This window comes from Streptomyces sp. P9-2 (assembly GCF_051903975.1).
GTDB classification, from domain to species: domain Bacteria; phylum Actinomycetota; class Actinomycetes; order Streptomycetales; family Streptomycetaceae; genus Streptomyces; species Streptomyces cellulosae.
Map to the genome: position 1 here is coordinate 6,748,753 of NZ_CP192633.1, position 22,857 is coordinate 6,771,609.

The window sequence follows — 22,857 nt, forward strand, 5'->3', positions numbered from 1 at the left end:
GTTGATGTGCGCAGAGTGACGAAGTTCCGAGCAGAATCACGCACGGTGCTTCCGTGGGGCACCGCAGCCCGGCGCGTCCCTTACCGTGTCCGGAGCGCAGTACCGAGGCCGAGGGAGTCCGACACATGTCCAAGCACGATCGCTGGAGCAAGCTGCTGGAACTGCTGGCCGGCGAGGGCAGGATCGAGGTCGAGGACGCGGCCGCCGCACTCGACGTCTCCCCGGCCACCATCCGACGCGACCTCGACGAGCTGGCCGAGCAGCAGATGCTCGTCCGCACCCGCGGCGGCGCCATCGCGCACGGCGTCTCCTACGAACTGCCCCTGCGTTACAAGTCCTCCCGGCACGCCCCCGAGAAGCAGCGCATCGCCACCGCCGTCGCCGGGATGATCGCCGACGGCGACGTGGTCGGCCTCAACGGCGGCACCACCACCACCGAGGTGGCCCGCGCCCTCGCCCTCAGGGCCGGCGGCAGCCGCGAGGGACGGGGACGCCGCGAACCCGCCGAGACGTCGGCGCCCGCCTTCACGGTCGTCACCAACGCCCTCAACATCGCCGGCGAGCTCGCGGTACGCCCCCAGGTGAAGATCGTGGTCACCGGCGGCGTCGCCCGCCCCCAGACGTACGAACTCGTCGGGCCGCTCACCGTGGGCGTCCTCAACGAGGTCGTCCTCGACGTCGCCGTGCTCGGCGTCGACGGCGTGGACCCGCAGCTGGGCCTCATGACCCACCAGGAGGACGAGGCCAGCGTCAGCCGCCTGTTCGCCGAACGGGCGCGCCGCGTCATCGTGGTCACCGACTCCTCCAAGATGGGCCGGCGCGCCTTCGCCCGGATCTGCGGCCTGGACCGCGTCGACGTGCTGGTGACCGACTCCGGTCTGCCCGCCGACACGGCCGCCCGCCTCACCGACGCGGGCATCAAGGTCCACGCCGTCTGACCTGCTCCCGCGCCCTAGGGAGCGACGGCCGTCGCGAAGACGTGGACGTTCGCGTTGGACGGCAGCACCACGAACGCCACCTGCTTCGACGGGTCCAACGGCACCGAGTGGGCGAAGATCCGGTAGGCGATCCCCGCGTTGCCGTACCCGTCCGGCCGGTTGCGGCCGTCGGCGGACGCCACGAGCGTGGCGCCGTGCCGGTCGGCCGGGTCGAACGACCAGTTGGGGAAGCCGAACTGGCCGCGGCTGCTGGTGCCGTCCGTGTAGTGCACGGTGGCCGTGCTGGTGGCCGCGCTGCCGACGCCCGACCCGAGGAACACGAGCCGGCTGCCCTGACCGCTCAGCGTGATCGCCTGACCGGCGGACGAGACGTTGCCCGGCGTGCCCGGCTCCGCGTCGGGCCATGTGAGGTCGGCGCCCAGGGCGCGCACGGTGGCTCCCGGCGTCAGCCCGACGTCGGCCAGCTTCTGCGCGGAGAAACTGTTGCCGTCCCCGTCGTAGTCGCCGGGCGCGGTGTCGCTCTCGTCGGTGACGCCCACGTTGTTGTAGGCGGCGGCGAGACCGGGCAGCGGACTGCCGACGACCTCGGTACGGGTCCCGGTCGCCGAACCGGCCCCGTCACCGCCGCTGTACGCCGCCGTGGCGGTGAACGTCCGCACCACGAACCCGGGCCGCTTCTCCGGCACCCGGATGCGGAACTCGGCCCGGGCGGAGTCGCCCACGCCGAGCGAACCGGACACGGAGGCCACGGACGGCTGCACCGCCCAGCCGACGGGCCCGGCGAACGTCACCTTCAGCGACCGCATCCGCTGCGGCCCGGCATTCCTCACACTCACGGTCACGGTCGAGATCGCCGGCCCGTCCAGGTCGACGGGCGACACCGACACCTCGGTCCGCGCGGCCGGCGGGTCCGCCGGAGGCTCGGCGGCGGAGGCGGCGGGCGCGGCGACGAGCGCCAGCGAGGCCGCCACGGCCACGGCCCTCACCGCACGCAACGGCCTGAGGGATCTGACGGGTCTGAGCCATCGGGAAGCGTGCATACGTCCTGCTCCTTCGGTCGGTGGTCCGGAACGCCGCTCAGGCGACGGGAGGCATGGCCGACTCACGCGAGTCCAGACCCATGCGGAGGTTGACCCAGGAACCGCGCGTGAAGTCCGGGTACGCCACCGGACGGCCGCCCGCGGCGAGGGACTTGACGCTCAGCGGCACCGGCGCGCACCAGGCGGCGGAGTCGTACACGTCGATGTCCGGCACCAGACCGGCCCGCATGAGCTGCACGGTGCGCCACTGCAGCACGTAGTCCATGCCGCCGTGGCCGCCGTTGTTCGCCGCGTCGTCACCGATCTTCTTCCACAGCCAGTGGTCGAACTCCTTGCGGTAGGAGTCGAAGTCGCGCCAGGAGTGCCCGCTGTGGTCCGGCTCGACGTAGATCCGCCCTCCGGTGGCCGAGGTGCCCGCGTAGTCCTCGAAGATCCCGCGGCTGCCCGCCAGACTGTTGATCCTGCTGTACGGCCGGGGCGAACTCACGTCGTGCTCCGCCCGGACGACCCGCCCCTGAGCCGTGTCGATCAGACAGGTGACGAGGTCGCCGTTGATGTAGGTCTCCTTCCACGAGGGATGGGACCGGTCGATGAAACGCTCCCGGTAGTCGGCGAGCCCCTTCGGCTCGGTGGCCGTCGCCCGCAGCACGGTCATCCGGTCACCGCGGTTGATGTCCATCGCGGCGGCGATCGGCGCCAGGCCGTGCATCGGGTAGAACGACGCGGTGCTGCGGGTGTGCCACATCCGCCGCCAGGCGTCGGTGTAGTACGTGTCGGAGAACAGCAGCTCCCGCAGATCGTGCAGATAGCCGCCGTGGCCGTTGGTGACGTCGCCGAACAGCCCGTCGTGCGCCATCTTGAGCATGGCCAGTTCGTTGCGCCCGTAGGAGCAGTTCTCCGACAGCATCAGGTGCCGGCGGGTGCGCTCGGAGGTGTCGACGAGGTCCCACAGCTCGTCCAGCTCGGTGGCGACGGGCAGTTCGACGATCGCGTGCTTGCCGGCCTCCAGGGCGGCCTTGCCCTGCCGGTGGTGGAACTCCCAGGGCGTGGCGATGTACACGAGGTCGATGTCGTCCCGCTTCAGCATCTGCGCGTAGGCGTCCGCGGATCCGCCGTACTCGGCGGGACGCGGCTTGCCCAGGGCGACGAGCCGGTTCGCGACGGAGGCCGCCCGGTTGGCGCGGATGTCGCAGACGGCGGTCACCCGGCACCCGGGGACGGCGGCCCACCCCTCGGCCATCCCGGACCCGCGGTTGCCGAGCCCGATGATGCCGACGCGGACGGTCTCGTGGACGTCGAACGGCACGTCGATCATCGAGCGCTGACCACGACGGCGCGGGGGAGTGGGCGCCGGCAGTGGCGCGTCACCGCCGGCCGCCGCACCGGCCGCGGAGGCCGGAGCGGCGTGCGCCGCGCCGACACCGGCGGCCGCCGCACCGGTGGCCAGCGCACCTCCCAGGACCAATCGGCGGGAAACAGGGGGGAGTTCGGGCATGAGTGAACGCTCCTTCGATCGGACGACCGGGCATCACTGGCGGCACCGACTCTGGCGGGAGCGGCGTAGACATGTCAATAGATGCTTGAAGAGTCGTCACTTCGAGCAGGAACGCGCAAACAGTCGTCGCGGACCGGTGCGTTCCTCCGCGTGCGGCGCGGTTCAGGACGGCGGCGCCTCCGTCGGTGACGCCTGCCCTGCCGGACGCCGCCGATAGTCGCCGGGAGACACGCCCGTGACGCGCTTGAAAGCGACACTGAGGGCGCTCTCCGACCCGTACCCCACCGACCGGGCGACGACGGCGAGTGTCGTGCTCCCCTGACGCAACTGCCGCGCTGCCAGCTCGATGCGCCAGCGAGTCAGGTACTCCAACGGGCCTTGCCCGACCGCCGACTTGAAGCGGGCGGCCAGCGTGGAGCGGGACACCGCGGCCTCCCGCGCCAGCTCCGCGACGGTCCAGGACCGCGCCGGCTCGCGGTGCAGCGAGGCCAGCGCGGCGGCGACCACCGGATCCGACAGCCCGGCCAGCCACCCCGAGGCGGTGTGCGGATCGCGCGCGAGGTGCAGCCGCAGCACATGGACCAGCATGACGACGGCGAGATGCTCGGCGACCAGACCCGCGGCCGGCTCCCCGCGGGTCAGCTCCCGGTCGATGGCGTCGAGCGCCCAGCGCACCGTGTCCGCGTGCGGGGTGCCGGCCGGGACGTGGACGACCGGGGGCAGCCGGTCGAGCAGCAGTTCCTGGGCGCGCGCGCCGAAGGAGAACCGCCCGCCGACGAGGAACACGTCGTCGCCCTGACCCGCCCGCGCGACGCCGCCCTCGGCCCGGGCGAACACCGGCCCGGCGGCCACCGGCGCGGTCGCGGGATCGCCGCGCAGGACGAACGGCCGCGGACGCGCGAGGAGATAGCAGTCGCCCTCCGCCAGCGGGATCGGCCCGTCCACCCCGTCGACCTCCAGCAGACAGGAGCCACGCCGGACCGCGTTGAACTTCACCCCCTGCGGAGCGTCGAACCGCAGCGCCCAGCGCCCGCCCGCCGCCAGGCTCGCGGACAGCTGACTCCGGGTGTCCAGCAGGGTGAGCACATCCTCCAGCGGATCCATGGCGACCTCCGAGTCGGACGATGGCTGAAAAGTGCGGGACGTTCGACCATAGCCCGTCCAGCCTGCCCGCCGTAGCGTCGAAGCATGACGACGAACACCCCGGCCACCCGGAACGCGGCCGATCACCCTCTCCACACCACCCCCTTCACCGCCCGCGCCGACGCTCGGGAGGTGATCGAGGGCGTGGATCTCACCGGCCGCCGGGCCGTGGTCACCGGGGGCGCCTCGGGCATCGGCGCCGAGACCGTACGGGCCCTGGCCGAGGCCGGCGCCGAGGTCACCGTCGCCACACGCCGCCCGGAGACAGCCGAGCCGCTCGTGCGCGAACTGGCCGCCGTCGACGGCGCCGGTCCCGTGCGCACCGCGCCCCTCGACCTCTCCGACCTCACCTCGGTCGACGCCTTCGTACGGAACTGGCGCGGCCCGCTCGACATCCTGGTCGCCAACGCCGGAATCATGGCCCTGCCCGAGCGCACCCTCACCTCCCGCGGCTGGGAGACGCAGCTCGCCACCAACTACCTGGGCCACTTCGCCCTGGCCACCGGGCTGCACCCGTCCCTCAGGGCAGCCGGCTCCGCCCGCATCGTGGCCGTCAGCTCGGGCGCCCACCTGAACGCACCCTTCGACTTCGACGACCCCCACTTCGAGCACAGGCCGTACGACCCCTGGACCGCGTACGGGCAGTCGAAGTCCGCCGGCGTCCTGCTCGTGGCCGGCGCCCGCCGCTGGGCCGCCGACGGCATCACGGCCAACGCGCTGAACCCCGGCTACGTCCTCACCAATCTGCAGCGGCACCTCGACGACGACACGATGCGCGCGTTCGGCGTGATGGACGACGACGGCAACGTGACGCCGCTGCCGTACTACAAGACGCCCGCGCAGGGTGCCGCCACCTCGGTGCTGCTGGCCGCGTCACCCCTCCTGGAAGGGGTGACGGGCCGCTACTTCGAGGACAACCAGGAGGCGCCGATCGTCACGGACGCCGAGGACCCGACGGGCGGCGTCGCCGCCCACGCCGTCGACCCGGCAGCGGCGGACCGCCTCTGGGAGTACGCGACCCAGGCTCTCCGCACTCCCTGACCGCTCAGCGAGGGTCGCCGCCGTCGCGGTCGACGGCGTCGAGGAACTCGACCGCCCGCCGCGTCAGGAGCTGGGCCGCGTCCGGGTCGTAGGAGGCCAGCGAGGAGTCCGCGAAAAGGTGCTGCTCCCCGGGGTACAGGAACAACTCGGCGTCGGACGACCCCGCGACCAGCGCACGGGCGGCCTCGGCGTCCTCCGCGAAGAAGGAGTCGTCCTCCATCGCGTGCACCTGCACCGGCACGCCCTTGGGCCATTCAGCGCCGAACTCGGACACCGGGATGCAGGCGTGCATCAGCAACGCGCCCCGCGCCCCGGCCCGCGTCTGCGCCAGCTCCTGAGCGGGCACCACCCCGAGGGAGAAGCCGACGTGGACGACCTCACGCGGAAGACCGTCGGCCGCGCGCACACCACGCGCGGCGACCACCCCGAACCCGACCTGCCGCACGTACGCCATCCCCTCCTCCAGGGAGTCGAAGGTGCGCCCTTCGAACAGGTCGGGGGTGTGGACCGTGTGCCCCGCGGCCCGGAGCTCGTCGGCGAAGGCGACCACCCCGGGAGTCAGCCCCTGGACGTGGTGGAACAGTACGACCTCTGCCATGCCGGAACTCCTCGCCTGTGCGAGCGCCTGCCGCGCCCCACCCTGATGTGACGCCTCAGGCTATTCGAAAATAATCGAACAGCGCTCGGTTTTCCGAGGGCCGGCGCGTACCGGGCGTGGCGCGCGCCTGAGTGACAACGACTCAGTGCACGGCTCCTGCGGCGGGGGCGCCCTCCAGCTCAGGACCACGCTGCTGGGGGAGCGTCACGCCACTGTGGCCGATGACGGTCCGGGGACCGCCGCCCGGCGGGGTACGGCCCTTCGCGCCCGCGTCGCCGGCCCGCATCTGCGCGAACGAGGCGTTCAGCGCCGTCCTGAGCCGCCGTGACACCGGCCGCTCCACCCAGCGGTGCACCAGGTGGGCCAGCAGGAGCATGCCCAGCACCGTGGAACCGAGCAGCACCCAGCGGTCCACCCGGTCCTGGAGATGGTGGAAGATCTCCCAGCCGATGGACTCGTGCAGCAGGTAGAGGGGGTAGGTCAGCGCCCCGGCGGCCGGCAGCCAGCGCCAGTTCACGCGGCGGAACCAGCCGAGGGACACCCCCGCCATCACGGCGAAGAAGAGCGTGATCAGTACCGCGACACCCCAGCTGGGCACGTTGTGCCCCACGTACTGCAGCGTCCGGCGCCACCCGCGCACCGCGGTGAGCTGCCCCATCGCGAAGCACAGGGCGACGATGCCCCACAGCAGCATGTTCTGGCCGAAGCGGTGGATCAGGTAGAAGGCCAGACCGGCGATGAAGAACCAGCAGTACTGCGCCATGAGCAGGTCGCTCAGCGGACCCGAGCCGTAGCCCTTCGCCAGTATCGCGGCGGTCGCCCACACGCAGCAGAACGCGACGACACGCCGGTAGGTCAGACCCCGCCACACCACGAGGGCGAACAGCAGGTAGAAACGCAGCTCGGCCCAGAGCGTCCAGTACACGCCGTCGACGTGCTCGACGGCGACCGGCCACTGGAGCATGGTCAGGTTGACCAGCACGTCACGCCACGCCTGAGGCGCCAGGCCGCCCGGCACCAGGGTGACCACGGCGGTGGTCGCCAGCACGCCCAGCCAGTACGCGGGGAACAGCCTGATCACGCGGGAGGTGAAGAAGTCCGGCACCGTGCGTCCCCAGCAGCTCATGCAGATGACGAAGCCGCTGATCATGAAGAAGAGGTGGACGCCGAGCCAGCCGTAGGCGGAGGGGCGGAACAGGACAGGGAAGAGCTGGGCCTGAGGGCCGTCCCACCCCTCGCCGAAGGCGACGTAGTGGTAGAACACCACCATCAGCGCCGCGACGAGCCGCAGTGCGTCGAGAACGACGATCCGGTTGCCCCGCTCCTGCTGACCACGCGGCCCGCGACGACCTTCCGCGGGCGGTCTCACGGGTCTCCTGACTCTGCGCACGTACGTCTCCCACGCTGCAAGTTCTGACGACACTCTGACAAAAAGGGGTAAATCCCTTTGCTGCAGGCAGCGTTCGAGACAGACCGCTCCGCACGGTGGGGGGAAAGGGAACCGGAGCGGTGTCATGTCCGCGAGAACGGCGGGATCATAGTAAGCGCACAGGATCGAATGCCCACGTCGGGCCGGGTACGGCGACCGGGAAGCGCTCGGGCCGACACCGACCGTCGGCCCGAGCGCTCACCTCCGCGTCCCCCGTACGGCACTAGGGGCCCCGTGGTGGCGTCACGCGGACTCGACGGGCAGCCACAGCTCGCAGGTCGCCGTGCTGAAGTCGTCGGCCCGCTCGAGGACCGCGACGACCGAGGGGCCCGGCCGCAGCCGCCACGGGTTGGAGGGGAACCACTCGGTCGCGGTCGCCGCCCAGGCGGTCTGCAGGGCCTCGGGATGCGGCCCGCTGGTACGGAACACCGCCCACATGCCCGCCGGCACCTCGATGACGTCGAGCCCGTCCGGAACGGGCGTCCCCGTGCCGACGGCGACACCGTGCAGGTAGGTCAGCTCGGTGCCCTCCCGCCCGTCAGGGTCGGCGTCGTCGGTGACCTGGAGCAGACCGGCCGGCTCGGAATCGCTCAGAGCCTTCAGGCACCGGTGCTCCTCCGCAGGGATGGCGGCGATGTGCTGCTGGATGTGCGGGTTGACCCCGCGGTGGATGAGCGGGACCCGGGTGGAGTGTCCGACCAGGCGGAACGCGGGGCGGTCGACGAGGCGGGTGTCCATGGGAGTGCTCCCTTCGACGGTCAGGCGGAACCTGAGCTGCGGCTGTGTACGCAAGGGGCCTCCGTCGCGGCGCACCTCCGCGGGACCGGCGCCGTGAACCGCCCGGAACGCACGTCCGAACGCCTCCCGCGAGCCGTACCCGTACCGGACGGCGATCTCCAGCAGGTCCTCCTCACCCCGGACGACGTCACCGGAGGCGACGGTCATCCGCCGCCTCCGGACGTACTCCGAGAGCGGCATGCCCGCCAAGGACGAGAACATCCGGCGCAGGTGGTACTCGGTGGTCCCGAGCCCCGCCGCGAGCCCTTCGAGGTCGAGCTCCTCGGTGAGGTGCTCCTCGACGAGATCGACGAGCTGGTTGAGTGCCGAGATCATGAGGCCTCCTTTCGCCCTCGACCCTGGCAGCGGGCCCCCTGACCGGGCCCGACCGTTGCGGACCGATCCGATCACGCGCGACGGGGCTCAGGGGCGCGCACCACGCGCGTACGGCCCCAGAACCGCACGCAGAGCCGCGTCGTCCGGCGCCTCGGTCACCACGCTGTCGGCTCCCTCCTTCACGAAGGGCGTGCAACTGACCGAGGTCTGCCCGGCCATGCCCTGGGTGCCGATCAGCCGCCCGGTACGGGCCTCGTACACCCGCATCCGGTACCGGCCCTCGTAGTGGGTGATCGTCCGCGGCGCCGCGTCGGGGGCGGTGTATCGGCACTCCTTCAGCAGCTTCCCCCGCCCTTGGTACTCGGCGCAGGCGACGAGCTGTACCTGCTCGGGCAACGGCGTGAAGGGGTCGACGCGATCACGGTCGCCGCTGCCCGAGAACTGATGCAACAGCCCGTTGACATGCACCACCAAAGGGTGCAACCCCGACGCCGACACACGCGCCGCCCTCGGAACGGGTCGCGGTGCTTCTCCCTGACAGATGCCCCTGAAGGAGAAGAGGTCGAACCGCTCTTCGGCCGTGGTGACCGGCACCGGGCTGCTCGGAGCGACCGGCTGCCCCGAGGGCCCGGGCTCGACGGAGAAGTCAGGAACCGCAGCCTCGGTTCCGCCGCCCCCACTCTCACCCGACGACCGCCCCAGAAGCCCGACGAGCAGAGCCACGCCGAGCAGCACCACCACTCCGCCCCAGAACCGCGCTTGCACCCGCCCTGTCATCCCGTCCCCCTTCCCTCGACATCACCGCATCCGTTCCCGTGTCACGTCCTCCAACAATCGCGACGCGGCAACTCAACCCACACGTCCGCCGGTCCTACCACAGCACGGCGGCCGGTCCCACCGCGGCACGGCGGTCGGCGAACTGCAGCTCGGCGTAGGCGCAGGAGTAGGTGACGGCGTTGTGGTGGCACAGGTAGGCGGTCAGCACCCCTTGACGTGCCGCTCACTTCAGCGCTTCCCACGCCGACACCGGGGACTGACATTCGGCCGGTGCCCGGCAGGCGCGTCAGGCCACCTGGCGGGCACCGCGGCGGCGACTCAGTGCTCGCAGAGCGAGAACTCCCGCTCGAAGAGCTGCTGGTTGTGCTCGTCGACGAAGAACTTGCGCTCGTGCATGAGCTCTTCACGGAAGGCCTTGGCCTGCTCGAGCGTCATGGTCGAGGTGTCGGCCCACGGCTGCTGCGGCGGCACGTCGGACGTGGAGACGACGGTCTGTGACGGGTCGACCAGGAAGACCGCGAGGATCTTGCGGTGCCCGGGCCGGGTGGGGTCCTGCAGCCGGAACGGGCCGACCTGGTGCTGCAAGACGTTCGGAAAGGCGAGACAGCGGCCCGCCGGAGTGGCCGCCGAGCCGAGGAACTGGTTCAGAGGACCCTCGTTCTCCAGCCCGTACACCTCCCGCATGCCGGTGTGATCGTCCTGCATGTAGTCGGGCTCGTCGACGGCCGCCCGGAAACCGAGCCGGCTCTCGGTGATGTTCTCGCTGTCCCAGTAGTAGATGCCGGTGGACACGATCCGCTCGTTGAGCATGCCCTCGACGTGCCAGGAGCCGCCCGCGTACTCGGGCTTGTCCGGGGTGAGGTGAATGGTGGCGAGCTTGACGATCACCTGCAGCCGCCGGCCCCGCAGACTCACCCGGTCGGAACCCTCGGGCACCTGCGGCGGGCTGAACTCGGGAGCGTCCGGAAGGATCGGCCGGCGGTTGTCGTACCACTCCTCCTCCGCCGACTCCCACGCCTCGAGGGCCTTCTCGTACGCCTCCTTGTCCTCGAAGTCGTCCTCCTCGGGCTCCGGTACCTCGTACTCGTCGGACTCGTACCAGTTGTATTCGTCGGCGACCATGCGCAGCGGACGCCGGCACCGCAGGTCGGAGAGGACGTTCTCCCACAACGGCACCATGCGTGCGACCAGTTCCGGCAACACCTCGACGAGGTCACGGTGCTTCTCCGGGTGCACGTTGTTCACGTACGAGCGGAAGCCGACCCGTCCGTCGTCGTCCACGTCGGCGTCCGTGGGCAGCCACTGGAACTTCTCCGAGAACTCGTACCGCGAGTAGCTGTCGGTCGGATTCTCCCAGGCCCGCCCGGACACCCCGCTGACCCCCCTCACCAGGCAGAACAGCGAGGGGTGCACAAGGTCGAGCACCTGGCCGTCGGACCCGGGATGCCAGTCCCGCTCCTCCTCGGGGACCTCCTCCAGTACCCGAACCGCCTCCCGCAGCCGCTTCCGGAGCCCGTCGTCGACGAGCGTGTCGGACTGCCACACCCCGTCCACGGCCGACACCTCGGCCCCGGTCTCCTCGTCCCGCAGCGCCGCGTAGTGCGCGAGCTCGTCGATCACATACCGCACCTGCGCCTCGGTGAGCCCCTGCACGAGCGCCTCCTGCGTCCACCGGTCGACGATGCCGGCATCACGCATCTTCTCGAACCACCGCGGTTTCGACCGCAGTTGCGCGCTGCACTGCATCATCTCGATCTCCCGCAACGTCCGAGGCGCGATGGACGATGAGGTACGGCTTGCCGCGAACGGCAACGGAAAAGCGGACAGCCCAGTCAATTCCTCTGACCTCCCCAGTCGGTACGAGCGCCGGGAACACTACGGCAGCGGACTGACAACGCCGACGCGCCCTGAGCGGGACTAAGATACGAACCTGCCGGTTTTTTTCCAGGGGTGCGGCAGGGCAGGAACGGCGGAGGCACGGGATGGCGCAGCAGGAACGAGCGGTCAGGACGCGGAACGCCATTCTGCGGGCAGCGGGCGAGGTGTTCGACGAGCTCGGCTACGAGGCGGCGACCATCTCGGCCATTCTCCGGCGCGCCAAGGTGACCAAGGGCGCCCTGTACTTCCACTTCTCCTCGAAGGAGGAGTTGGCGCAGGCCGTCCTGGCCCAGCAGCTGACGTCCGTGCCCGGGGTGCCCCGGCGCGAGCTGGCGCTGCAGCAAGGTCTGGACGAGGCGCTCGTGCTCGCCCACATGCTGGCAGCGGGGGAGCCGCTCGTCCGTGGCAGCGTGCGGCTGACGGTCGAACAGGGGTCTCCTCAGGACGGCCTGGACCGCCGTGCGCCGATGGAAGGCTGGATCGAGCACAATGCCGAGATCCTCTCCGCGGCCCGTGCCAACGGAGAGCTGCTGCCGGGTGTGGACGTCGTCGCCGCAGCGAAGATGTTCGTCGGGGCCTTCACCGGTGTCCAGATCCTGTCCAAGCTGATGACCGGCCGGGCCGATCTCGTCGAGCGGGTGGCCGACCTGCAGCGCCACCTCATGGCGGGTATCGCGGTTCCCGCGGTCCTCGTGCAGCTGGACTTCTCCCCGGAACGAGGGGCGCGGGTGTACGAGGAGGCGGCGAGCGCGAACCGTGAGGCCGAGCCGGTGACGGCGGATTGACCGACCCCCCGGGCGGCTGGTGGTGCTTCAACGCGCTGACACACAGGGATGTTTGACAAACCGTCTGCGCGGTTCATAAATCCTTGTCGAGCTTCGAGAGGGGTCGTCCGATCCTCGCGCCGCCCTCTGCGGGCATCGTGACCAGGGTGTCGGCCGGCGGTGAGGCATCATCGGCAGTTCTGAACTGGCGCAGGCCGGTACCGAAGACGGGGAGAGTCGGAACGCATGGAGTGGATGACACCGCAGCAGGCCGCGCAACTGGCGTGCTGCGCGGCCGTGTTCGAACCGGGGGACCCCGCCCGCACGGGCCGGATCGCCTTCTGGGACCCCACCGGCGGCGCCCCGCCGGCACTGCCGGGCGGTGAACCGGGTGAAGCGGACCTCGTGGTCCCCGACGGGGACGGCTTCACCGTCCGGACCGTGCCGGTCCTTCGCCTGACCCCGGCCGGTGCCCTGCCCGCCCTCCTCCACGCACGCCGCACGGCCACCCCCGCGGCCTCCGATCCGCCCACGGCCGCCGTGCCCGCCGACCCGACCGAGACCGCCCCCGCCACGCCCGCCGCGGACGCTTCCGATCCCGCACCCACCCCTCGTCCCGCCACCGCCTTCTGGGGAGCCGTCACCGCCCTCGCCCTGCATCTGACCGCCCGCGAACGGCTCCTCCCCGGCGTCTCCCCGGCCGGCTACGACACCTGGCGCGCGGGCCCGTTCGACGCCGACGACATCGCCCGCATCCGCGCCCTCGCCGACGCCGCCCCCGGCGAAGCCGTCGCCGTCCCCGGCACCGACCCGGCCGAGCTCGTACGCGCCTTCCTGGACGCGGTCGCCGACACCCTCCCACGCACCCCCGCCGCCGAACTCGCCACCGGACGGGCGGCGTTCGCCGCGACTCCACCCCAGCATGTGCCCCAACTGCGGGCCTGGGCCGAGGAGATCTCCGCCGGCCTCGACTCCGGCGTCAGGATGTCCCTGCGCGTCGAACTCGGCGACGCCACCCCCGGCGCCGACCCGGCCACGCAGCCGCCCCGCCCCCGCCTGATCCCCCGCGCCCACAGCCTCGCCGACCCCACCCTCACCCTGGACGCCGACGAGCTGTTCGCCCGCGCCGACCACGCGCTCGGACCGCGGGCCCAGGCCGACATGGTCCTCGCCGTCCGCCGCGCCCAGGCCGTGTGGCAGCCGCTCGAACGCCTGCTGCCCGTCCCCACCGCCCTGCACCTGGCCGACGACGAACTGCGCGACCTCCTCGGCGGGGCCGCGGGCCGGCTCGCCGGGCACGGCATCGACGTCACCTGGCCGGAGACGTCCGCCGGCGCGCTCACCGCCCGCGCGGTGGCCGGCGCCGACCGGGAACCGCCCGCCGACCCGCGGTCCTTCTTCGGCGGCGACGGAACCGTCGACCTGCGCTGGCACCTCGAACTCGACGGCGCCCCCCTCACCGACGACGAGGCGGCGGCCGTCGCCGCCGGCGGGGCCGTCGTCCGGCTGCGCGGCCGCTGGATCCTCGTCGACGCCCGCATCGCCCGCAAGGCCCGCGATCGCAGGCTGCCGCCGCTCACCGCCATCGAGGCCCTCGCCGTCGCCCTCACCGGCCACACCGACATCGGCGGCGAACGCGTACGGGTGGCGCCCAGCGCCTGGCTGGACGCCCTGCGCCGCGCCCTCGCCGACCCCGACGGCGGCGACGGACCGGTGCAACCGCCCGCCCGTCTGACCGCCACCCTGCGTGATTACCAGCTACGCGGCCTGCGCTGGATGGACCGCATGACCTCCCTGGGCCTCGGCGGCTGCCTCGCCGACGACATGGGCCTGGGCAAGACCGTCCAGCTCATCGCGCTGCACCTGCTGCGCCAGGAACGCCCCGAGGACCGTGGCCCGACCCTGGTGGTCTGCCCCGCCTCCCTGCTGGGCAACTGGGAACGCGAGGTGGGCCGCTTCGCGCCGGGAACCCCGGTACGCCGGTACCACGGCCCCGGCCGCACTCTGGACGGCGCGAACGAGGGCTTCGTCCTCACCACGTACGGCACCATGCGCCTGGACGCCGGCCGGCTCGGCGCGCATCCCTGGGGCCTGGTCGTCGCCGACGAGGCCCAGCACGTGAAGAACCCCCATTCCTCCACCGCCAAGGCCCTCCGTCGGATCGGCGCCCGCGCCCGCATCGCCCTCACCGGCACCCCGGTGGAGAACAACCTCTCCGAACTGTGGGCCGTCCTCGACTGGACCACCCCCGGACTCCTCGGCACCCACGGCCGGTTCCGCACACGCTGGATCGCCCCCATCGAGGCCGAACGCACCCTCACCGCCGACGGAAACGGGAACGGCGACGGGAAACAGCCCACCGCCCGCCTCCTGTCGGAGCTGGTACGGCCGTTCCTGCTGCGCCGCCGCAAGACCGACCCGGGCATCGCGCCCGAACTGCCGCCCAAGACCGAGACGGACCGCCCGGTCGCCCTCACCTCCGAACAGGAAACCCTCTACCGCGAGCAGGTCGAGACGGTGATGGGCGAGATTCGCGCCGGCGCGGGCGGCATCGCCCGCAGCGGCCTGGTCCTGAAGCTGCTCACCGGCCTGAAGCAGATCTGCAACCACCCCGCCCAGTTCCTCAAGGAGGAGAACGCCCGACTCACCGGCCGCTCCGGCAAACTCGAGCTGCTCGACGAACTCCTCGCCACCATCACCGCCGAGGGCGGCGCCGTCCTGGTCTTCACCCAGTACGTCACCATGGCCCGCCTCCTCGAACGCCACCTCCGCGACCGCGGCACCCCCGCCGCCCTCCTGCACGGCGGCACCCCGGTCGCCAAACGCGAGGAGCTCGTACGGCGTTTCCAGGACGGCGAGTTCCCCGTCTTCCTGCTGTCGCTGAAGGCGGCCGGCACCGGCCTGAACCTCACTCGCGCCGACCACGTCGTCCACTACGACCGCTGGTGGAACCCGGCCGTCGAGGCCCAGGCCACCGACCGCGCCCACCGCATCGGCCAGACCCGGCCCGTCCAGGTGCACCGGCTGATCGCCGAGGGCACCGTCGAGGACCGCATCGCGGCCCTGCTGGAGGCGAAAAAAGAACTGGCCGACGCCGTCCTCGGCTCCGGCGAGCAGGCCCTGACCGAGCTGACCAACGACGAGCTGGCCAACCTGGTGGAACTGAGGAGCATGGCATGAGCGAGGCACAGGGCAGCGGCGCACGGAACCATGGCGCACGGGGCTTCCCCGCCTTCGCCGCACGCCGAGGCGGCCGTACCCGGGGTCAGTCCTACTGGGCCGCGCGGTGGACCGAGGCCGTGGAGGACGTCTGGCCGGAGGAAGGCCCCCTGAGGAAGGGCCGTTCCTTCGCCCGCACCGGCCGCATCGGCCCCATCACGGTCAGCCCCGGCCAGGTGGCCGCGGAGGTGTACGGCGGCGAGGAGACGTACCGTACGCGGCTGACGCTGACGGTGCTGGACGACGACGAGTGGGACCTGCTCTGGGAGAAGACCGCCGACCGCCCCGCCGAGACGGAGGCGCTGCTGGCCGGCGACCTCCCCGAGGACCTGCTGGAGGCCGTCGAGGACGCCCGGGTCCGCATGCTGCCCGGCTACGGCGACCTCGACGCCGAGTGCGACTGCGACGCCCTCGACCACCCCTGCCCGCACGCCACCGCCCTCGCCTACCAGCTGTCCTGGCTGCTGGACACCGACCCCTGGCTGCTGCTCCTGCTCCGCGGCCGCACCGCGGAAGAAGCGGTCGAGGAACTCAAGTCGGCACTGCTGCTGAGGGCGCTGACCGGCCCCGACGAGCCGGGGGAGCCGGTGGGGACCGAGCCAGAGGAAGCCGCGCCGCCCCCCGACACCTACGCCGCCCAACGCGCGGCCTACACCCGCCCCGCCACCCCACTGCCCGCCCTGCCACCGCTGCCCGACCCGCCCGCCGCCCCCGAGGAACCACTGACCGGCATCGAGGCCGACCCGCTGGACCGCCTCGCCGCGGACGCGGCCCTGCGCGCCCGCGAACTCCTCGCATACGCCCACGGGTTCGGCACCGCACCCCCGAAACCCCTCGACACCTGGGAGGACACGGTCCGCCTGGCAGCCACCCACCCCGACCCGCGCGCCGTGCAGCGCCTCCGCGAGGGCTGCGGCCGTTCTGCCGAGGACCTGGACCGCGCGGCTGCCGCGTGGCGCACCGGCGGCCGGGCCGCGCTGGACGTCCTGGAACATTCCTGGGCCCCGCCCGAACAGCAGACCGCCCAAGCCCGCACCGCACTCGCAACTGCCTGGGAGGCGGAGGAACTTCCCCCGATCACCGTCGACGGCAACCACTGGACCCTCACCGACCGAGGCCTCCAGCTCCGCCTGGCTCACGACGGCCGCTGGTACCCCTACCGCCACCGCGACACCGGCTGGTGGCCTGCGGGCCCCCCGTCCACCGACCCGGCCGAGACCCTCGCCGACCTGACCGGCCTGGCCGCGGACGACGACGAGTCGAGCACCGACGGTCAACTTTGAAGCCGTGACGCAGACCCGCGCCCGTCGCGCCCTGCCGCGCCCTCCTTCGCCCTGCTCACCGTCGGCAGGCGGCACGGCACGGGCACGCCCGGCCGTCAGTCACTCCACCCGTACCCCCGCCCCCGCCTCCCGCCGCGCCAACTCCAGCCGCTCACCCTCGAACCGCCCCCGAAGCGCACGGTCATGGGTGACCAGAACGATCGCCCCCGGATATCCCGTCAGTGCCTCCTCCAACTGCTCGACCAGTGCCGGTGACAGGTGGTTCGTCGGCTCGTCGAGCAGCAGGAGGTCGGCGGGTTCGGTGACCAGCCGGGCCAGGTCCACCCGTCGGCGCTGCCCGTAGGACAGTTCGCCCATGCGTGAGCGCAGGTCCGCGGGGCGGAACAGGCCGAGGGCGAGCAGGGCGTCGGCGTGTTCGTCTGCGGAGCCCACGCGGCCCAGCCCGAACGCCTCGGCCACCGTCAGGCCGGGCGGCCACGGCGTCTCGTCCTGCCTCAGGTGCGCCGCCCGGCCGGGCACCCGTACCGTGCCCCGGTCCGGCCGCAGTTCACCGGCGAGCACCTTCAACAGCGTGGTCTTGCCCGCCCCGTTGGGACCGGTGACCAGAAGCCTCCCGCCGCGGCCGAGCGTGAGCGCACCCAGTTCCAGCCGGCCGTCCACGCGCACGTCCGCCAGGTGCACGGCGGGCAGCTCCGCCGAAGCGGCCCCGGCGTCCCCCTCCGGGCCGGCCCCGGGCGCCGCCATGCGGGGCATGAACGCCAGCGGCTCGGGCGGCGGCGCCACCGGGTCGGCGGTCAGCCGCTGCACCCGTTCACGGGCGTTGCGGATGCGGGCCATCGCGCCGTGCGCCCGGCCACGGGCCCGGAAACCGCCGTGGCCGAAGTTCGCCAGCGGCGCCTTGCGCGGGATGACGCCGAGCCGGGCGGCGTGCCCGGCGGCCAGCCGCTCGTTGCGGGCCAGCTCGGCGCGCCACTCCTCGTACTCCTGGATCCGGCGGCGCCGTTCGGCCGCCTTCGCGGTGCGGTAACCGTCGTACCCGTCGCCGTAGCGGGTGACCTTTCCTTCCTCGGCCTCCAGGATCGTGGTGGTCAGGCGCTCCAGGAACACGCGGTCGTGGGTGACCGCGAGCACCGTGCCCCGGTGCGCCCGCAGTTGAGCCTCCAGCCACTCGACCGCCCGGTCGTCGAGGTCGTTGGTCGGCTCGTCCAGGAGCAGCAGCTCGGGCCGGCCGGCCAGGACGCCCGCCAGGGCGAGCCGGGAGCGCTCACCGCCGGAGAGGGCGCCCAGCGGGCGTTCGCGGCGCAGCCCCGGCAGGCCGAGGTGGTGCAGCGCGATGTCCACCCGGTGGTCGGCGTCGTACCCGTCCCGGGCCTCGTAGCGGGCGAGGAGCTCCTCGTACGCGGTGAGCGCGCCCGGGGCGTCACCTGCGGCCTCGAGTGCCCGCCCGGCCCGGTGCAGCTCGGCCTCCAGGGCCCGCAGGTCCGCCAGAGCCAGGTCGACGGCATCCTGGACGGCGGCATCCGGCGGCAGGGGAAGGGACTGCGGCAGGTAACCGACACCGCCGGCGGCAAGGACGGCAACCTCCCCGCTGTCGGGCCGCTCCTGACCGGCGACCAGCCTCAGCAGTGTGGACTTGCCGGCACCGTTGTCGCCGATCAGCCCCGCTTTCTCGCCGGGTTTCAAGGTGAAGGAGACGTCGTCCAGAACGGTACGGCCGGGGTAGCCCTTGGTGACGTTGCGCAGGGTGAGTTGTGCGGTGTGCAAGATCGGTTCCCTCCTGGCCGAACAGGGCAAAGCCCCCGGCCTGACAAAGGGGTGGACGGTTGCGCGGCGAGGCGCGACGACGGCGGAGCACAGCTCTACGCGGTCGGCGCCGGCAGTCTCACAGGGAACCCATGGACAGGACAGTACGCCCCCTCCCCCCCTTGGCAAGACGATACGTCTCGGTCCGCCGAAACGAAGGGGGTGACCCCCGGCCCGCGCCCCGCTTACGGGCGGTCCACGCCGACCGTCGGATCCCACACCCCCGCCGCGGTGCCCCGCGCGACATGCTCGGCGTACACGCCGACCTTGCGGGCGATGATCGACCGGCACTCCTCCAGCGCGCGGATCCAGTCCTCCACCCGCCGCTGATGGGCGTCGAGCAGCCGCAGCCGCTCCGCCTCGTTGCCCGGCCCCTGCCGCACCAGCGCGGCGAACCGCTTCAGCCCGGCCAGCGGCATCCCGGACTCCCGCAGCCGCACGCAGATCCCCAGCCACTCCACGTCCGCGGCACTGTAACGCCGGCGTCCGCCCGCGGTGCGGTGCACGGGGCCGGCCAGCAGCCCCTCACGCTCGTAGAACCGCAGGGCATGAACGCTCAGGCCGGTCCGCTCGGCCACCTCACCGATGCCGAGCGATGCGGAGTCCGGGCGTTCGCCCTGCACCCGGGCAGCATCATCACCGGCCTCCAGAGGGAGCTGACCCACCGTGAGCAGATGGAGCTGGGCTGGGTCGACGAGCAGGGCACGGTGATCGGCAAGGGCTTCAAGAGCCCCTCCCAGGGCGCCGCGACCGGCCTGTGGGCGGCGACCTCCCCGCTCCTGGCCGGACGCGGCGGCCTTTACCTGGAGGACTGCGAGGTCGCCCGGGTCACCGACGAGCAGGGCCCGGTGGACGGCGGCTGGGTCCGCGCCCACGCCGTCGACCCGGCCGCGGCGGCACGCCTGTGGGAACTCTCCGTCGCGGCCACCGGCACCGCCCCCCTCAGCTGACCCCCGGCGGACCACTACACCCGCCCCTCGGCCGCGCAGGCGCCCGGTCTCCCCCACACCTGCGCGGCCAAGGGAAGTTCACACCGTGAACCGGTGCGTCCCCGACTCCACACGGAACACCTGACACCCGTCCTCGTGCCGCAGCAGCGCCGCACCCGTGTGCTCGACCCGGTCCTCCGCCGACGCCGGAATCCACACCTGCGCACTCGTGTTCGACGGCACCGAGCACGTCAGCTCGAAGCGTCCGCCCCGCCGCTTCCACCGGGTGGAGATCGGCCCGCGCACCGAGGTGAGCGTCGCCCGCGCCTCGTCGACGCCGCCGCCCGGACGCGGCCGCACGACGACCTCGCGATAGCCCGGCCGCCCCGGCGCGATCCCCGCGATGTGCGCGTACATCCACTCGCCCACCGAGCCGTAGGCATAGTGGTTGAAGGAGTTCATCCCCGGGTCCTGGAAGGTGCCGTCGGGCCGCAGCGAGTCCCACCGCTCCCACATCGTCGTGGCACCGCGCTCGATCTGGTAGCCCCAGCTGGGGAAGGTACGCCGGGTGAGCAGCCGGTAGGCGACGTCGGTGTGCCCGGTGTCGGTGAGCACGGGCAGCAGCCTCGGCGTGCCCAGGAACCCGGTCGACAGATGCCAGTCGCGCGCCTCGATGAGCGCCACGAGCCGGTCGGCCGCCGCACCCTTGAGCTCGTCGGGCACGAGCCCCATGGACAGGGCGAGGACGTACGCGGTCTGCGTGTCCCCCTTCACCCGACCCGCCGCGTCGACGTACGCCCGCCGGAAGGCCTCCCGCACCCGGGCGAACAGGTCCTCGTAGGGTGCCGGGTCCCGGCCCAGCTCGCGCGCCATCCGCGCGGCGAGGTCCGCGACGTGCGCGAAGTAGGCGGTGGCGATGACGTCCTTCGGGGTCTCGTCGTCGACGTTCAGCCAGTCACCGAAACCCTCCGCCGGCCGCAGCAGCCCGTCACTGTGCCGCTCCAGGTAACCCAGCCACGCCACCACCGACGGCCACGCGTCCTGAAGCACCCGCACATCCCCGTACGCCTGATACAGCGCCCAGGGGACGGTCACACCCGCATCTCCCCAGCCCGCCGCCCCGTCTCCGAGCCGCCCCACGTCGGGCGCCACGTGCGTGAAGGAGCCCTCCGCCGTCTGCGCGTCCCGCAGGTCCGTCAGCCACTTCGCCAGGAAACGCGCCGACTCCATCGTGTACGCGGCGGTCGGCGCGAACACGTTGATGTCGCCGGTCCAGCCGAGCCGTTCGTCCCGGGCCGGGGTGTCGGTCGGCACGGAGAGGAAGTTCCCGCGCTGCCCCCAGGTGATGTTGCTGTGCAGCTGGTTCAGCATCGGCGAGTCGGTGGCGAAGGTGAGCGTGGCCGGCGCGTCGGTGTGCATCACCCGCCCGGTGACCGCCCGCACGGTCGGCGTGCCGGGGAAGCCGGTGACCTCGACGTAGCGGAAACCGTGGAAGGTGAAACGAGGCTCGTACGTCTCCAGGCCGCCGCCCTTGAGGACGTACGTGTCGGTCGCCTTCGCGGAGCGCAGGTTCGCCGTGTAGACCGTGCCGTCCGGGTTGAGGACCTCCGCGTGCCGCAGCCGCACCACCGTGCCCGCCCGGCCCCTCACCCGCAGCCGCACGGACCCCACCATGTTGCGTCCCAGGTCGAACACGAACACCCCGGGCCTCGGCTCGCTCACGGCGACCGGCGTCAGCTCCTGGGTGACCCGCACCGGCGCGTCGACCTGCGCCACCACCCGTTCCGGCACCACCCCGTCCGGCTCACCGACGTCCAGCCACCCGGCGTCGTCGAACCCCGGCGACGTCCAGCCGGGCGTCTCCTGACGCGCGTCGTACGTCTCCCCGTCCAGCAGGTCGGCCGAGACGACCGGACCCGTCGAGGCGGACCAGCCGGTGTCCGACACCACGCGCTGCGACGACCCGTCGGCGTACTCGACCTCCAACTGGGCCAGCAGCGCCGGATGTTCGCCGTACTGGTGCGGTCCGAACATGCCGACGTTCCCGGCGTACCAGCCCGGCGCGAGATACACCCCCAGAGCGTTCCCGCCGCCGGAACGCACCAACTCGGTGACGTCGTGCGTCTGGTACTGCACCCGCGTGCGGTAGTCCGTCCACCCGGGCGCGAGCTGGTCACGGCCGACGCGGACGCCGTTGAGGTGCGCCTCGTACAGCCCGAGCGCCGTCACGTACAGCCGCGCCCGCCGCACCTTCCCCCGTCGCAGGGAGAATTCACGGCGCAACCGGGTCACCGCGTGCGTCACGGGCGTGACCATCCCCCAGGGACCTGCTCCCCACTGCGCCGCCTCCCGCGCGGCCGCCCACCCGGAGTCGTCGAACCCGGCGCCACGCCAATCCCCGCCCGGCTCCTGGTCGGTGACCTTCCAGGCGGCGTCCGTCACGATCCGCCGCTCGCCCGAGGCCGTCCGCACGACGAGGACGGCGAGCAGACCCGCAGGGCCCACGGTGCCGTTGACCGCCTCGACCGCGAGTACGTTGTTCCCCGAGGCCACCTGACCGAGGACGTCCACGACGGCGGGCCGCTTCCAGTCCTCGTTGTCCGTGGCCAGGTCGGTGCGGGCCACCTCACGGCCGTTGACGGACACGGAGCAGGCGTTGTCCGCGGTGATGACGAGGGTGGCCGAGGTGATGTCCCCGGGCAGGTCCGCGGTACGCCGGAACCAACGGGTCTCGGCCGGGGCGCTGCTCGCCGGGTCACCCTCGGGGAACCAGATCCAGTGACCGCCCTCGAAGGACGGCGCGTCGGTCAGTTCCGCGGGAGCGGATATCCACCGCGCGGCCCACTGCCCGGCGTCCATCAGACCGGTCTCCCACCATTCCGGCTCGCTCCACCGCGAGACCCGGCCCTCGGCGTCCCAGACCCGCACGGTCCAGAAGTACCGTGTCCGCGGCCGCAGTCCGGGACCCTCGTACGGCACGAGGACCGACTCCTCGGACGCCACCCGCCCGCTGTCCCAGACGTCGGGCCGCGCCAGCGCGGAGACACTGGTGGCCACCCGAAGCTGGTACGCGCTCTGCCGCAGCCCCGGCTCGCCGGCGGCCATGGGCCAGCTGAACCGCGGACGCGGCTCGTCCACGCCCAGCGGACGCCGGGCGTACTCGACGGTGGCGGCGGTGATCTCCATGGGAGCGGCCCGCCCTCCCGCTCGAGCGGTGGTGGGGGACCCGGACACGGCCTGAACCTGGGCCTGGGCCTGCCCGCCCCCGGCAGCCGAGGCGGCCACCACGGCCGCCGTACTCGCCAGGACGTTTCTGCGACTGATCACTACGCCACCTCGCACGGTAGGAATTGAATCGTTTCACATGCGGTGAGCGTGGCCACCGTAGAGGCGCGGGCAGGTGGGGT

The 22,857-nt window shown here is 72.4% G+C and carries 16 protein-coding genes and 1 pseudogene; 6 read left to right on the forward strand and 11 right to left on the reverse strand.

Annotation, left to right across the window (positions count from 1 at the left end):
- Window positions 1–125 precede the first annotated feature (125 nt).
- Window positions 126–938, forward strand: coding sequence for a DeoR/GlpR family DNA-binding transcription regulator (locus ACQY0Z_RS30615; RefSeq protein ID WP_019523589.1), 813 nt, complete (start codon window positions 126–128; stop codon window positions 936–938).
- 14 nt (window positions 939–952) lie between these two features.
- Here ACQY0Z_RS30615 and ACQY0Z_RS30620 read toward each other — a convergent pair whose 3' ends face one another.
- The 3 genes from ACQY0Z_RS30620 to ACQY0Z_RS30630 all read right to left on the reverse strand — a co-directional run bounded on the left by ACQY0Z_RS30620 (window position 953) and on the right by ACQY0Z_RS30630 (window position 4,577).
- On the reverse strand, window positions 953–1,915 hold the full coding sequence (locus ACQY0Z_RS30620; RefSeq protein ID WP_439813146.1) for an NEW3 domain-containing protein: 963 nt from the start codon (window positions 1,913–1,915) through the stop codon (window positions 953–955).
- A 100-nt stretch (window positions 1,916–2,015) separates the two neighbouring features.
- Window positions 2,016–3,473 carry a Gfo/Idh/MocA family protein gene (locus ACQY0Z_RS30625; RefSeq protein WP_439813147.1) on the reverse strand — a complete coding sequence of 486 codons (1,458 nt, stop codon included), beginning with the start codon at window positions 3,471–3,473 and terminating at the stop codon, window positions 2,016–2,018.
- Between the two features lie 162 nt (window positions 3,474–3,635).
- On the reverse strand, window positions 3,636–4,577 hold the full coding sequence (locus ACQY0Z_RS30630; protein WP_189900828.1) for an AraC family transcriptional regulator: 942 nt from the start codon (window positions 4,575–4,577) through the stop codon (window positions 3,636–3,638).
- 84 nt (window positions 4,578–4,661) lie between these two features.
- Between ACQY0Z_RS30630 and ACQY0Z_RS30635 the strand changes: the two genes are divergently transcribed.
- On the forward strand, window positions 4,662–5,657 hold the full coding sequence (locus tag ACQY0Z_RS30635; RefSeq protein WP_189900830.1) for an SDR family NAD(P)-dependent oxidoreductase: 996 nt from the start codon (window positions 4,662–4,664) through the stop codon (window positions 5,655–5,657).
- A gap of 4 nt (window positions 5,658–5,661) precedes the next feature.
- Here ACQY0Z_RS30635 and ACQY0Z_RS30640 read toward each other — a convergent pair whose 3' ends face one another.
- The 5 genes from ACQY0Z_RS30640 to ACQY0Z_RS30660 all read right to left on the reverse strand — a co-directional run bounded on the left by ACQY0Z_RS30640 (window position 5,662) and on the right by ACQY0Z_RS30660 (window position 11,410).
- Window positions 5,662–6,255 carry a dienelactone hydrolase family protein gene (locus ACQY0Z_RS30640; RefSeq protein ID WP_439813148.1) on the reverse strand — a complete coding sequence of 198 codons (594 nt, stop codon included), beginning with the start codon at window positions 6,253–6,255 and terminating at the stop codon, window positions 5,662–5,664.
- Between the two features lie 142 nt (window positions 6,256–6,397).
- Window positions 6,398–7,624: an acyltransferase family protein gene (locus tag ACQY0Z_RS30645; protein ID WP_439813149.1), complete on the reverse strand. Its 1,227-nt coding sequence runs from the start codon at window positions 7,622–7,624 to the stop codon at window positions 6,398–6,400.
- A gap of 303 nt (window positions 7,625–7,927) precedes the next feature.
- The gene (locus ACQY0Z_RS30650) at window positions 7,928–8,797 is read right to left on the reverse strand and encodes an AraC family transcriptional regulator (RefSeq protein ID WP_439813150.1); all 870 of its coding nucleotides are present in this window, start codon (window positions 8,795–8,797) and stop codon (window positions 7,928–7,930) included.
- A gap of 87 nt (window positions 8,798–8,884) precedes the next feature.
- Window positions 8,885–9,265, reverse strand: a complete 381-nt coding sequence (locus ACQY0Z_RS30655) for a hypothetical protein (protein WP_439813151.1) — start codon at window positions 9,263–9,265, stop codon at window positions 8,885–8,887.
- A gap of 627 nt (window positions 9,266–9,892) precedes the next feature.
- Complete coding sequence (locus ACQY0Z_RS30660) at window positions 9,893–11,410, reverse strand: DUF4246 domain-containing protein (RefSeq protein WP_189900837.1); 1,518 nt, start codon at window positions 11,408–11,410, stop codon at window positions 9,893–9,895.
- A gap of 146 nt (window positions 11,411–11,556) precedes the next feature.
- On the opposite strand from ACQY0Z_RS30660, the gene ACQY0Z_RS30665 reads away from it, so the two are divergent.
- The 3 genes from ACQY0Z_RS30665 (at window position 11,557) to ACQY0Z_RS30675 (ending at window position 16,718) form a co-directional block, all read left to right on the forward strand.
- On the forward strand, window positions 11,557–12,237 hold the full coding sequence (locus tag ACQY0Z_RS30665) for a ScbR family autoregulator-binding transcription factor (RefSeq protein ID WP_189900839.1): 681 nt from the start codon (window positions 11,557–11,559) through the stop codon (window positions 12,235–12,237).
- Window positions 12,238–12,462: 225 nt separating this feature from the next.
- Complete coding sequence (locus tag ACQY0Z_RS30670) at window positions 12,463–15,396, forward strand: SNF2-related protein (protein WP_439813152.1); 2,934 nt, start codon at window positions 12,463–12,465, stop codon at window positions 15,394–15,396.
- Complete coding sequence (locus ACQY0Z_RS30675) at window positions 15,393–16,718, forward strand: SWIM zinc finger family protein (protein WP_439813153.1); 1,326 nt, start codon at window positions 15,393–15,395, stop codon at window positions 16,716–16,718. The genes ACQY0Z_RS30670 and ACQY0Z_RS30675 overlap by 4 nt, the downstream gene beginning before the upstream one ends.
- Before the next feature lie 99 nt (window positions 16,719–16,817).
- Here ACQY0Z_RS30675 and ACQY0Z_RS30680 read toward each other — a convergent pair whose 3' ends face one another.
- Window positions 16,818–18,482, reverse strand: coding sequence for a TlrC/CarA/OleB/SrmB family ABC-F type ribosomal protection protein (locus ACQY0Z_RS30680; RefSeq protein WP_439813154.1), 1,665 nt, complete (start codon window positions 18,480–18,482; stop codon window positions 16,818–16,820).
- Between the two features lie 224 nt (window positions 18,483–18,706).
- Window positions 18,707–19,099, reverse strand: coding sequence for a MerR family transcriptional regulator (locus ACQY0Z_RS30685; protein ID WP_439813155.1), 393 nt, complete (start codon window positions 19,097–19,099; stop codon window positions 18,707–18,709).
- Window positions 19,100–19,120: 21 nt separating this feature from the next.
- On the opposite strand from ACQY0Z_RS30685, the pseudogene ACQY0Z_RS30690 reads away from it, so the two are divergent.
- A pseudogene (locus tag ACQY0Z_RS30690) lies at window positions 19,121–19,471 on the forward strand (oxidoreductase); the annotation flags it as partial.
- Between the two features lie 78 nt (window positions 19,472–19,549).
- Here the strand turns inward: ACQY0Z_RS30690 and ACQY0Z_RS30695 are convergent.
- Window positions 19,550–22,777 (reverse strand): alpha-L-rhamnosidase, encoded by a 3,228-nt coding sequence (locus tag ACQY0Z_RS30695; protein ID WP_439813156.1) that lies wholly within the window; start codon window positions 22,775–22,777, stop codon window positions 19,550–19,552.
- Window positions 22,778–22,857: the final 80 nt, after the last annotated feature.

Bases quoted from the DNA above. Each gene is read 5' to 3' on its own strand.
- ACQY0Z_RS30615 (WP_019523589.1), top strand. From the start codon at position 126: ATGTCCAAGCACGATCGCTGGAGCAAGCTGCTGGAACTGCTGGCCGGC.
- ACQY0Z_RS30625 (WP_439813147.1), bottom strand. From the start codon at position 3,473: ATGCCCGAACTCCCCCCTGTTTCCCGCCGATTGGTCCTGGGAGGTGCG.
- ACQY0Z_RS30650 (WP_439813150.1), bottom strand. From the start codon at position 8,797: ATGATCTCGGCACTCAACCAGCTCGTCGATCTCGTCGAGGAGCACCTC.
- ACQY0Z_RS30640 (WP_439813148.1), bottom strand. From the start codon at position 6,255: ATGGCAGAGGTCGTACTGTTCCACCACGTCCAGGGGCTGACTCCCGGG.
- ACQY0Z_RS30675 (WP_439813153.1), top strand. From the start codon at position 15,393: ATGAGCGAGGCACAGGGCAGCGGCGCACGGAACCATGGCGCACGGGGC.
- ACQY0Z_RS30670 (WP_439813152.1), top strand. From the start codon at position 12,463: ATGGAGTGGATGACACCGCAGCAGGCCGCGCAACTGGCGTGCTGCGCG.
- ACQY0Z_RS30665 (WP_189900839.1), top strand. From the start codon at position 11,557: ATGGCGCAGCAGGAACGAGCGGTCAGGACGCGGAACGCCATTCTGCGG.
- ACQY0Z_RS30635 (WP_189900830.1), top strand. From the start codon at position 4,662: ATGACGACGAACACCCCGGCCACCCGGAACGCGGCCGATCACCCTCTC.
- ACQY0Z_RS30630 (WP_189900828.1), bottom strand. From the start codon at position 4,577: ATGGATCCGCTGGAGGATGTGCTCACCCTGCTGGACACCCGGAGTCAG.